Origin of the sequence: Actinobacillus minor NM305 (assembly GCF_000175195.1) — a bacterium.
Taxonomy (GTDB): Bacteria; Pseudomonadota; Gammaproteobacteria; order Enterobacterales; family Pasteurellaceae; genus Haemophilus_A; species Haemophilus_A minor.
This window is the reverse complement of record NZ_ACQL01000139.1, coordinates 1-11,023: the sequence shown is the minus strand read 5'-3', so window position 1 is coordinate 11,023 and position 11,023 is coordinate 1. Positions and strand designations below refer to the sequence as shown.

The following is an 11,023-nucleotide window of genomic DNA, read 5'->3' as shown; positions in this document are numbered from 1 at the left end:
GGTTCGAGACCGGTATCGCCCACCACTTAATTAAAGTGTTTAAACTAGTCGAAACCGCAAGGTATTCGGGCGATTAGCTCAGTTGGGAGAGCACCTCCCTTACAAGGAGGGGGTCACTGGTTCGAGACCGGTATCGCCCACCACTCATACTTTATCTTCTATTTTTTATATCCAACGTCTTACTTGCTTTTTGTATTGTAAATAGTTTTGTCCGAATTTCTCTTCAAGTACTTTTTCTTCGGGGATAATCTGTAAATAATTTATGATACACACAAAAAGTGGCAAACCTACCCAAGCCAGTAAATGCGACAAATACATTGCCCAAGCACAAAGTAATAATGCAAGGCTTAAGTACATTGGATTGCGTGTAAATCGATAAATACCATCCGTTACCAACGCTGATGTTTTATTCAGATTGATAGGGGTTATGGTTGTTTTTGCTTGATAAAATGACATTAGGCTCATTGCACCCATGATAAAGGCAAGAGCTATCACAGATAAAATGAGATAAAAAGGCACTACAAGCGGGCAAATTGGGGGCAAAAAATACATAAAAGCCCCAGAGAGCAAAAATAAAAGTGGCGGAGGTAAGGTTAATTTCATGCTCATCTTCCTTCAAGGATTATAACGGAGTGATAATCCCCTCTTTAACTTCAAATGATAAATCAGTTTGGTGTTCTTGCCATTGCATTTGATTCAGTTGTTCTTTTGTGATTGCCGTAACAAACACTTGTGAATGACTTTCTCGTAAGCGTTGAGAGAGGAGTTCACGCTTTGTAGGGTCAAGTTCGGAGGCAAAGTCATCCACTAAAAAGAGGCATTGGCGTGCTTTTTGTGTCATTAAAAATTCGCCCTGCGCTAAGCGTAGCGCACACATCAACAATTTTAATTGCCCTCGAGAAAGTACATCTTCAACAGGTAATCCATTTGCTTTAATTCGTAAATCAGCTTTTTGTGGTCCCATCATGGTGTAACCTAAGCTCTGATCCCGTTCAAAGCCTTGAGCGAGAATATCTGCATAATCAGCCCCCCTTTCCCAGCCTTGATAGAACGACATTTGAATTTCTAGTTCCGGTAAAAAGAAACGACAAGTTTTATCAATTTCAGGCAAGATCGCTTCGACATAGGCCGCTCGCATTTGACTTACTTTTTCAGCTAGCTTGACTAATTCAATATCCCATGCTTTTAATTCAAAGTAACTTCGCACTTGATGTAATGCAGCATTGCGTTGTTTAAGCAGGCGCTTAAGATTAACCCAGTCGTTATAAAATTCGGTATGTTGATGAAATAGTCCCCAATCTAAAAAAGCTCGGCGATAGCTCGGTCCGTCATTTAATAACGTAAGTCCTTCTGGGGTAATGACCTGCATTGGCAACAATTGTGCAAGATCGGCAATTTTATTACCATCTTCGCCATTGATTTTAAGTGTGGTTTCGCCAGAACGCTGTTTTTGAATACCAACGGACCAACTATGTTGTGTTTCCTCGATCTTTCCGTGTAGCACAAAATGATCCGCATCGTGATGAATGATGCGATTGCTAATATGACTTTTGAATGATCGTCCATGACCTAGATAGAAAATACTTTCTAACAGGCTCGTTTTTCCGCTGCCATTTGCACCAATAATAAAATTAAATTGTGGGCTAAGTGTTAAATCAACAGCTTGAAGATTACGAAAATTTTGAACGATAAGACGAGATAAAGGCATGGTAGAGTATAGAACTTAAGGGTAGAGAAGTAAGAGAAGGCTATAAATTCTCATTTATAACCTTCTTTAAGAAATTATAAACGCATTGGCATAATTACGTATTCAGCGGTGTTGTTATCGCAATCTTCAATTAAGCAACTTGAACTTGCATCAACTAAACTAAAACGAACGCGTTCGCATTTTAGGGTATTCAATACATCTAACACATAGCTGACATTAAATCCCACTTCCATTGCCGGGCTTTGGTAAGCAACATCAATGATTTCTTCTGCTTCTTCTTGTTCCGGGTTATTAGCGGTAATTTTTAAAACATTGTCGTTTAATGATAAGCGAACACCACGGAATTTTTCGTTTGATAAAATAGCCGCTCGCATTAATGCTCGTTTTAATGTTTCCGTATCGGCCTCAAGAATACGATCCGCATTACGTGGTAAAACACGGCGGTAATCTGGGAAGCGACCATCAATCAGTTTAGATGTAAACACAATGCCATTCATGGAGATACGAATGTTACTTGAACCGATCTCCAAACGTACAATATCGTGATTTGCAGAAACTAAACGTGATAATTCTAATACTGCTTTACGAGGCACAATAACCGAATGTGAGGCTAACTCTTGGGTTAATGCCATCGTACAAACAGCGAGGCGGTGGCCATCTGTTGCGACTGTACGTAATAGATTTCCTTCGGTTTCAAATTTCATACCATTTAAAAAATAGCGTGCATCTTGGTTCGCCATTGAGAATTGTGTTGCATCAATGAGACGAGCCAAAGTGGATTGCTCGATACTGAAATCAACTTCAGGTGTCCAATCCATTAAGTTTGGATAATCACTTGCCGGTAATGTAGCGAGGCTAAATTTACTGCGTCCGGCTTTTAAGATCGCTTTATCCTCTTCAAAGCTCATTGAAATCAAGCTATCTTCCGGCAAACTTCTTGAAATATCTAAGAATTTCTTTGCCGGAATGGTAAATTTTTCAGAAAAATCAACCTCTTGTGCCAAACGGGCTTCGGTGGTTAATTCTACTTCCAAATCCGTTCCCGTCATCAGCAGACGGTCACCTTCAACTTCTAATAATAAATTCGCAATAACAGGCAAAGTCGGACGGCTGGAAAGTACGCCGCAAACTTGCTGCAATGGCTTAATTAGCTGTTCTCTTGTAATCGTAAATAACATAGCCGTTCCTATGATGATAATTTGCGTGTTAAATTTGTATAATCTTCTTGAATTGTACTTTCTGTTTCACGTAATTCGCTGATGGTTTTACAAGCGTGCATCACGGTTGTGTGATCACGCCCGCCAAATTCTCGACCAATTTCCGGTAAACTATGGTTGGTAAGCTCTTTGGCTAACGCCATTGCCATTTGTCTTGGACGAGCAATGGTTCTTGTTCGGCTTTTGGATTTAATATCGGTTAATTTGATATTGTAATACTCTGCCACCACACGTTGAATATTTTCAATGGTAATCAATTGATCGTAAGAAGCAAACATATCTCGGAGCGTTTCACGCACTGCATCAACCGTAATTGGTCTGTGGGTTAATTTTTGCCACGCAATCACTCGATTTAATGCACCTTCTAGTTCACGCACGTGAGTACGCAGTTTTTGCCCCATCAAATAGGTCGCCTCTTCCGAAATATCTGCACCTCGCTCTTCGGCTTTCTTACGCAAAATTGCAACTCGCGTTTCCAATTCAGGCGGTTCGATAGTTGAGCTAATTCCCCAGCTAAGGCGAGATTTAATCGCATCATCAATGCGTTCAATGTTTTTTGGGAACACATTGGAGGTTAAAACAATCTGTTTTTTCTGTTCAAACAGCGCATTAAATAGATGTAAAAATTCTTCCTGAACTTTTGGTTTATCCGCTAAAAATTGGATATCGTCAATCATTAGCACATCTAAAGAACGATAGAATTTTTTGAGTTTATCCGCTTCGTTACTGTTTGTATTGATCGCTTTTAAAATATCACGATAAAAACGCTCAGAGTGAATATATAACACACGTAAACTTGGATCTTTTTTCTGTAACGCATTACCGATAGCATGGAGTAAATGCGTTTTCCCTAAGCCTGTACTGGCATAAAGCGAAAAAGGATTACAGTGGCTTTCGCCCAAATCGCTCACCACTTGTTGAGCTACCGCTTTGGCTAATTGGTTAGAACGCCCTTGCACGAAGTTATCAAAACGTTGCGTCGGATCGATACCACTTCTAAAAGTTGGCGTTCCTAAGTTTTCCCCTGAAGCCGCAGGAGCAGATACGGATCTTTCTGCTTGTTCAGAAGGACGGATCCCGATACGAGTTGAAACCACAAGTTGATCGTTTCGAGATAAGAAGCGAGCAAGATCGATAATTTCAGCGAGAAAATGATCTTTTACATGTTTTTCCACAAATGGATTTTGAGCGTAAAGAGTGAGTTCACCATTTGAAAAACTTGGCTGTAACGGACGTAACCAGATGTTATATTCTGTATCTGAAACTTTTGTTTTTAAATGGCTAAGACAATCAGTCCAAAGAGAAGACACGTTTTACTCCCAAAAAGTTGTGAAAAGATTGTCTATAATACCTTAAAATCTTGTGGAAATCTTGCAAATTTTCAGGAAAAAATCACCGCTTGTTTTTATTCAAGCAATTTGAAGAAAAATCCGCTATAATTTGCCCTATTTACGTCCATTAAAACAGATATTAAGAGAACAATGAAAGATTCTATTATCAATAAATTAGAAAGTTTAAGTGAACGCCACGAAGAGCTACAAGCTCTATTAGGCGATGCTACGATCATTAACGATCAAGATAAATTCCGTGCTTATTCAAAAGAATATGCACAACTTGAAGAAGTGGTTAGCACTTTCAATCGTTGGAAAAAGCTCCATAGCGATATTGAAGAAGCACAAATTTTGCTTGACGATCCCGATATGAAAGATATGGCAGCCGAAGAGATCGAGGAAAATAAAGCTGAGATCGAACAACTAGAGCAGAATTTACAAATCTTATTATTACCAAAAGATCCAAATGATGAATATAACTGCTTCCTTGAAATCCGTGCCGGAACAGGTGGTGATGAAGCGGGTATTTTCGCAGGCGATTTATACCGTATGTACAGCCGCTACGCAGAAGGTAAGCGCTGGAGAATTGAAGAGTTAAGCGCTAACGAAAGTGAACAAGGCGGATATAAAGAGATTATCGTCAAAATCAGTGGTGAAGGCGTTTATGGACAGCTCAAATTCGAGTCGGGCGGTCACCGTGTACAACGTGTACCAAAAACCGAATCACAAGGGCGTATTCACACTTCCGCTTGTACGGTCGCAGTAATGCCTGAATTACCAGAAAGCGAAATGCCGGAAATCAACCCAGCGGATCTGCGTATTGACACCTACCGCTCATCAGGTGCAGGTGGTCAGCACGTTAATACCACCGACTCTGCGGTGCGTATTACCCATATTCCGACAGGTATCGTGGTGGAGTGTCAAGACGAACGTTCGCAACACAAAAACAAAGCTAAAGCACTTGCTGTATTAGCTTCACGCATTGTTCAAGTTGAGAAAGAAAAACAAGCGCAAGAGCAGGCAGATACTCGCCGTAACCTACTTGGCTCAGGCGACCGTTCAGACAAGATCCGCACTTACAACTACCCACAAGGGCGTGTAACCGATCACCGCATTAACTTAACCGTTTACCGTTTAGACGAAGTGATGAATGGTAAAATTGATGAGTTAATTCAGCCGATTATTACCGAATATCAAGCGGATCAATTGGCAGCATTGTCGGATCAAAACTAAGATTATAGCGGTTATTTTTGGCAAAATTTTTGTAAAAATAGCCGCTTATTTATCATAAAACAAAGAGAATCTTATGAAAAAACTGCTTCTTGTAACATTTGCAACATTTTTAGCTTCTTGCTCAACATTCCAATTTCCTTCAACATCGAAAACGGAAATAGAATCGACTTCACAAATAAGTCGTAAACAATTTATTGGAAATTGGCAATGTGAAATGGATGGTGGAAAAATCGGCACATCAAATAAAGTAAAATTGAGTGAGGATGGACATGCCAGTTATTTAGGCTTAATTACCATGCCAAAAGAAGATCCTCTTTTCCAATATAAAGTAAAACGTCAAGGAACTTGGTCTTTTGCTGATAGTACGCTTTTCTATATTTTTACGCAAAGTAGTGTAGAACGCGCTCATACATCTGAAATGTTGCGTAAAATTAAGACGAGCAAAGAGCTAAATGCAACGGAAAATGAATATTTTGCGGTAGTAAAATCACAAATGACGAAAGCTGATCAAAAGCCAATTTCGTTAGCCGTAAGCGATTTTACGGCGCAATCTTTTACGATTAAACAAACCGTGGCAGAAACGACTCGAACAGGTCGCTGCGTAAGATCGGCGTCAAATTAATGAATTACGCTCAATGGCTTCATTATGCGGCGCAGAGACTACTTGAGAATATTGAGCAAGATCCTTTTCTTAACGTAAAAGTCGATGCCAACATCCTGTTACAAGCGGTCACAAAACGTTCAAAATCTGCAATTTTTGCATTTAGTGAAACCGTACTCAGTGAAGCAGAATTAATCGAGCTAAATGCATTATTGGCTCGCCGAGCAAAAGGCGAACCGATAGCATACATTTTGGGCGAGAAAGAATTTTGGTCGTTACCTTTAGCCGTTTCAACGGCAACGCTTATTCCTCGCCCTGATACAGAATGTTTGGTGGAAGTCGCGCTCGAATGGGCATACAAGCGGTTAAATTCCCAAGAAACATTGCAAATTTTGGATTTGGGTACTGGAACAGGGGCAATCGCTTTAGCGTTAGCAAGTGAACTAGGCAAAAAAGCGGATATTATTGGGCTAGATAAACAGTCCGAAGCAGTAGAACTCGCAGAGAAAAACCGTCAGAAATTAGGATTTAAAAATGTCCGCTTTTTACAAAGCGATTGGTTTAGTGTTCTTGAAAATCACTGTTTTGACCTTATTGTAAGTAATCCTCCCTATATTGATAAAGATGATGAAAATCTCACAAAAGGCGATGTGCGTTTTGAACCCTTAACCGCCTTAGTTGCTGAACAGCATGGTTTGAGCGATCTGCAAAAAATTATTGAAAATGCACCGCTTTATCTGGCTAAACAGGGGGCATTAATGCTTGAGCATGGCTGGCAACAGGCGGCTGAAGTGCAGCAGATTTTCAGACAAAATCAATGGGATAAGATTGAAACTTTTAAAGACTATGGCAATCAAGACAGGATTACCAAAGCAGAGAGATTAAGCTAATGGATAACATGGACAATATAATTAAAGAACTTTTAGATGTGATAGAGAAACCGGATAGTCTGATGGAAGATCGTGAGTTGCAAAAATATCTCTTTAATGAAATGTCGAGATTAAGTCGCATTGTAGATGATCAAATTCCGCCGCGAAGCATGAGCGCTAAAATAGCGGCATTAGTCCGAAAATCAAAACAAGCGGTAACAGCAGAAGATGAAATGACTCGCTTAACCCAATTACTAAATTGGTTTTATCAAGATATGCGTTTTTCATGCCATTATGCAGAGTACTTTAATACGGAAAATTTATTGCTCCATAAAGTGATGGAAAGCAGACGAGGCATGCCGATTTCTTTAGCTGCATTATTTTTATATTTATCAGCATCGTTAGCATTGCCAATTTATCCGGTTAATTTCCCGACTCAGTTGATGTTACGTGCCGAAATCCAAACTGAAACAGGGCGTAGAGAAACCCATTTTATCAACCCGTGGAATGGCGATTTTTTAACATTAGCGCAGTTGGAAAAATGGCTTGTAGGTGAAGCCGGTATTGGGGCAGATATTACCCCTGATCTTATTCGCCGAGCGGAATCTATGGAATTACTTGAAAGAGTTGAAACGCTTTTTAAGATGTCGCTGACCAAAGAGAAAAAATATGAAGAAGCTTTACGAATGATCGAGTTTCGCCTCATTTTCTCACCGGAAGATCCCTATGAAATTCGAGATCGAGGTATGATTCTTGCAAGTATGGATTGCTACCAAGCGGCTTATGAAGATTTAAGTTATTTTATTGACCAATGCCCAGATGATCCTTCAGCTGTAATGCTTAAGGTCGAAATGCAAGGCTTGGAACAAAAAAGCAAAGAAATGCGCGTGCATTGATTCAGTTTATTATGTGTACGAATTCTCGTGCAAACACTTAGAGAAGGAAAAATTTATGACAAATAAAGTTGTCACACTTGGTCATATTGAAATTGCAAACAATAAACCGTTTGTATTATTTGGTGGTATGAATGTGCTTGAAAGCCGTGATATGGCAATGCAAGTTTGTGAAAAATATGTCGAAGTTACGCAAAAATTAGGCGTTCCGTATGTCTTTAAAGCTTCTTTCGACAAAGCAAACCGCTCATCTATCCACTCTTATCGTGGGCCTGGTATGGAAGAAGGTTTAAAAATTTTCCAAGAGCTGAAAGAGACTTTCGGTGTAAAAATTATTACCGATGTGCATGAAATTCATCAGTGTCAGCCGGTTGCCGATGTGGTTGATATTATTCAGCTACCGGCTTTCCTTGCTCGCCAAACAGATTTAGTCGAAGCAATGGCTCGCACAGGTGCGGTTATCAATGTGAAAAAACCACAATTTTTAAGCCCGGGTCAAATGGGAAATATTGTGGAAAAAATCGAAGAGTGCGGTAATGATAAAGTGATTTTATGCGATCGTGGCACAAACTTTGGTTACGATAACTTAGTCGTGGATATGCTTGGTTTTAATGTCATGAAAAAAGTGTCAAAAGGTTGCCCTGTGATCTTTGATGTCACCCACTCATTACAATGCCGTGACCCATTTGGCGCAGCATCTGGCGGTCGCCGTGATCAAGTAACCGAACTTGCCCGAGCTGGCATGGCGATTGGCTTAGCCGGTTTATTCCTAGAAGCTCACCCAGATCCAAACAAAGCAAAATGCGACGGTCCATCAGCCCTCCCGTTGTCTAAATTAGAAGCCTTTGTTTCACAAATGAAAGCGATTGATGATTTGGTAAAATCATTTGAAGAAATCGATACCTCAAAATAAGTGATTAAAAGGTATTATGATTTAAGATTGTAGAAGGGAATTTCTCTTCTACAATTTTTTTATCAATTCGCAAATTTCACGTTGCTTTTTCCATAGAAATCTTGTATTTATGCAAGGTATTCAACACAACATCATTTTATTTTAGGAGTAACACAATGCAAAATGTCGGTTTTATCGGTTGGCGTGGTATGGTTGGTTCCGTACTGATGGATCGTATGGTTCAAGAAAACGACTTTTCAAACATTAACCCTGTCTTTTTCACAACTTCACAAGCGGGTCAAAAAGCCCCAGTTTTTGCAGGTAAAGATGCCGGTACTTTAAAAGATGCTTTTGATATTGAAGCATTAAAACAACTGGACATTATCGTGACTTGCCAAGGTGGCGATTATACTAATGAAGTGTACCCAAAATTAAAAGCAACTGGTTGGAACGGTTATTGGATCGATGCAGCGTCTGCATTACGTATGGAAAAAGATGCGATTATCGTTTTAGACCCAGTAAACCAACACGTGATCGATGAAGGTTTAAAAAACGGCATTAAAACCTTCGTTGGCGGTAACTGTACCGTAAGTTTAATGTTAATGGCAATCGGTGGTCTTTTCGAAAAAGATTTAGTGGAATGGATTTCTGTTGCAACTTACCAAGCGGCTTCAGGCGCTGGTGCAAAAAATATGCGTGAGCTACTTTCGCAAATGGGCGAATTAGAAGACGCAGTGAAAGCAGAACTTGCTGATCCGGCTTCTTCTATTTTAGAGATTGAACGCAAAGTCACAGCAAAAATGCGTGCAGAAGACTTCCCAACAACAAACTTTGGTGCAGCATTAGGCGGTAGCTTAATTCCTTGGATTGATAAATTATTACCGGAAACCGGACAAACCAAAGAAGAATGGAAAGGCTATGCGGAAACCAACAAAATTTTAGGTTTAAGCGACAACCCAATTCCGGTAGATGGCTTATGTGTACGTATCGGTGCATTACGTTGCCACAGCCAAGCGTTTACAATTAAACTCAAAAAAGATATTCCATTAGCAGAAATCGAACAAATCATTGCAGCACACAATGAGTGGGTAAAAGTCATTCCAAACGACAAAGAAACCACATTACGTGAATTAACGCCAGCGAAAGTAACAGGCACATTAAGCGTACCGGTTGGTCGTTTACGTAAATTAGCAATGGGACCAGAGTATTTGGCAGCCTTTACCGTAGGCGACCAATTATTATGGGGTGCAGCAGAACCTGTACGCCGTATTTTGGTTCAATTAACGAAGTAATTTCAATATAGAAAGCTACATATTCAATGTAGTATAGTAAAAAGTTGCTAATATTTAGACTTTCTTAAATATTAGCAACTTTTTGTCTTTATAAGTATGTAGCGTGCAAAATGCTAATTATTTTATCCTACGTCTTTTTAATATTCAGTGGGGTTTTGCGCCATTTTTTGTTTCAGTAATGTCATAAATTCTGTCTGCTGTTCTGTGTTATCGAATGCATTATCGGGAATAATGATAAGATGGGCCCCATCAAGAAAAATGACTAAATACTGCTCAATATTTTCAACAGACCTAACAGTAGAATAATAAAGTAGAGATTCAACTTGATTATTTTTCTGAAATATCCCATTGGGTTGCAATCGAATAATAGATTCACCTTTAAGCAATGCACTAGTATCTTTATAAAAGGCTCTATTTATCCATCTTGGGCGAATACAAACAGCATAAAACGTAATAATTGCAAAACCAAACAATAAAACAAATAATAGCCATATTATTACATTATTGCCGTAATATTCTTCAAAGGAATATCGCCAATCTATTAAATAGAAAAATAAAGTTGCTAGTATTGAGTAATAACCTAAGAATAATATGGGATCAAGATGGCTGATGACTTTTATCATCGGATTATTGCCACAGAGTTTTTTATTAACTACCTTTCTAAGTTTCAGGTTTGCCAATAAGGCATTTTGGTAATTAAAACGAATTTCCATTGTTATACCAGTTTATGAATAAATTTTCTCAAAAATCACCACAGAATCTGAAAAATTACATATATATTTTTATCGAAAAGCCCCTAAATTGATTAGTTTTCCAATTTCGGGGCTATAAGCGGTTTATTTTTTTATTTATTTTGCAATTTTGCGATAATTTTATTATGAATACCGCTAAATGCACCGTTACTCATGACCAAAATATGATCGGTAGGTTTAGCATCTTCAACTATCATCTCAACTAACTCATCAATGCTCGCCGACCATTTTGCCG

General features: G+C 39.1%; 11 protein-coding genes, 1 tRNA gene and 1 pseudogene. 7 read left to right on the top strand and 6 right to left on the bottom strand.

All coding sequences use genetic code 11. The annotated features are described in order from the left end of the window. The first annotated feature begins 67 nt into the window (after positions 1 to 67). Positions 68 to 143 (top strand) — tRNA-Val (locus AM305_RS10190). Between the two features lie 22 nt (positions 144 to 165). Here the strand turns inward: AM305_RS10190 and AM305_RS10185 are convergent. The 4 genes from AM305_RS10185 to dnaA all read right to left on the bottom strand — a co-directional run bounded on the left by AM305_RS10185 (position 166) and on the right by dnaA (position 4,235). After that, positions 166 to 603: a methyltransferase family protein gene (locus tag AM305_RS10185; protein ID WP_005825736.1), complete on the bottom strand. Its 438-nt coding sequence runs from the start codon at positions 601 to 603 to the stop codon at positions 166 to 168. Positions 604 to 622: 19 nt separating this feature from the next. Beyond that, positions 623 to 1,708 carry a DNA replication/repair protein RecF gene (gene recF / locus AM305_RS10180; RefSeq protein WP_005825734.1) on the bottom strand — a complete coding sequence of 362 codons (1,086 nt, stop codon included), beginning with the start codon at positions 1,706 to 1,708 and terminating at the stop codon, positions 623 to 625. A 74-nt stretch (positions 1,709 to 1,782) separates the two neighbouring features. Beyond that, complete coding sequence (dnaN, locus tag AM305_RS10175; RefSeq protein WP_005825732.1) at positions 1,783 to 2,886, bottom strand: DNA polymerase III subunit beta; 1,104 nt, start codon at positions 2,884 to 2,886, stop codon at positions 1,783 to 1,785. 8 nt (positions 2,887 to 2,894) lie between these two features. Continuing rightward, entirely contained in the window at positions 2,895 to 4,235 is a 1,341-nt protein-coding gene (gene dnaA, locus AM305_RS10170) for a chromosomal replication initiator protein DnaA (protein ID WP_005825730.1), read from the bottom strand. Positions 4,236 to 4,406: 171 nt separating this feature from the next. Here dnaA and prfA point away from each other — a divergent pair, with 171 nt between their 5' ends. The 6 genes from prfA to asd all read left to right on the top strand — a co-directional run bounded on the left by prfA (position 4,407) and on the right by asd (position 10,036). After that, positions 4,407 to 5,489 carry a peptide chain release factor 1 gene (gene prfA, locus AM305_RS10165; RefSeq protein WP_005825728.1) on the top strand — a complete coding sequence of 361 codons (1,083 nt, stop codon included), beginning with the start codon at positions 4,407 to 4,409 and terminating at the stop codon, positions 5,487 to 5,489. Positions 5,490 to 5,562: 73 nt separating this feature from the next. Next, the gene (locus AM305_RS10160) at positions 5,563 to 6,111 is read left to right on the top strand and encodes a hypothetical protein (protein ID WP_005825725.1); all 549 of its coding nucleotides are present in this window, start codon (positions 5,563 to 5,565) and stop codon (positions 6,109 to 6,111) included. Beyond that, on the top strand, positions 6,111 to 6,980 hold the full coding sequence (gene prmC / locus AM305_RS10155; protein WP_005825723.1) for a peptide chain release factor N(5)-glutamine methyltransferase: 870 nt from the start codon (positions 6,111 to 6,113) through the stop codon (positions 6,978 to 6,980). Before AM305_RS10160 ends, prmC begins: the two co-directional genes overlap by 1 nt. Positions 6,981 to 6,988: 8 nt before the next feature. Next, on the top strand, positions 6,989 to 7,855 hold the full coding sequence (locus AM305_RS10150) for a SirB1 family protein (protein ID WP_035294534.1): 867 nt from the start codon (positions 6,989 to 6,991) through the stop codon (positions 7,853 to 7,855). 55 nt (positions 7,856 to 7,910) lie between these two features. Next, positions 7,911 to 8,765 (top strand): 3-deoxy-8-phosphooctulonate synthase, encoded by an 855-nt coding sequence (gene kdsA / locus AM305_RS10145; RefSeq protein WP_005825718.1) that lies wholly within the window; start codon positions 7,911 to 7,913, stop codon positions 8,763 to 8,765. A gap of 155 nt (positions 8,766 to 8,920) precedes the next feature. Then, a complete protein-coding gene (gene asd / locus AM305_RS10140) occupies positions 8,921 to 10,036 on the top strand; it encodes an aspartate-semialdehyde dehydrogenase (protein ID WP_005825716.1) in 1,116 nt (371 codons plus the stop codon). A 137-nt stretch (positions 10,037 to 10,173) separates the two neighbouring features. On the opposite strand, the gene AM305_RS10135 is transcribed toward asd, so the two are convergent. Next, complete coding sequence (locus AM305_RS10135; protein ID WP_005825713.1) at positions 10,174 to 10,749, bottom strand: YcxB family protein; 576 nt, start codon at positions 10,747 to 10,749, stop codon at positions 10,174 to 10,176. A 131-nt stretch (positions 10,750 to 10,880) separates the two neighbouring features. After that, a pseudogene (locus AM305_RS12285) lies at positions 10,881 to 11,023 on the bottom strand (UDP-N-acetylmuramate:L-alanyl-gamma-D-glutamyl-meso-diaminopimelate ligase); the annotation flags it as partial.

What these genes read in the sequence shown, in the direction of transcription:
- AM305_RS10150 (WP_035294534.1), top strand. Translation starts at nt 6,989, where the DNA reads ATGGACAATATAATTAAAGAACTTTTAGATGTGATAGAGAAACCGGAT.
- asd (WP_005825716.1), top strand. Translation starts at nt 8,921, where the DNA reads ATGCAAAATGTCGGTTTTATCGGTTGGCGTGGTATGGTTGGTTCCGTA.
- AM305_RS10160 (WP_005825725.1), top strand. Translation starts at nt 5,563, where the DNA reads ATGAAAAAACTGCTTCTTGTAACATTTGCAACATTTTTAGCTTCTTGC.
- AM305_RS10135 (WP_005825713.1), bottom strand. Translation starts at nt 10,749, where the DNA reads ATGGAAATTCGTTTTAATTACCAAAATGCCTTATTGGCAAACCTGAAA.
- recF (WP_005825734.1), bottom strand. Translation starts at nt 1,708, where the DNA reads ATGCCTTTATCTCGTCTTATCGTTCAAAATTTTCGTAATCTTCAAGCT.
- AM305_RS10185 (WP_005825736.1), bottom strand. Translation starts at nt 603, where the DNA reads ATGAAATTAACCTTACCTCCGCCACTTTTATTTTTGCTCTCTGGGGCT.
- kdsA (WP_005825718.1), top strand. Translation starts at nt 7,911, where the DNA reads ATGACAAATAAAGTTGTCACACTTGGTCATATTGAAATTGCAAACAAT.
- prmC (WP_005825723.1), top strand. Translation starts at nt 6,111, where the DNA reads ATGAATTACGCTCAATGGCTTCATTATGCGGCGCAGAGACTACTTGAG.
- prfA (WP_005825728.1), top strand. Translation starts at nt 4,407, where the DNA reads ATGAAAGATTCTATTATCAATAAATTAGAAAGTTTAAGTGAACGCCAC.
- dnaN (WP_005825732.1), bottom strand. Translation starts at nt 2,886, where the DNA reads ATGTTATTTACGATTACAAGAGAACAGCTAATTAAGCCATTGCAGCAA.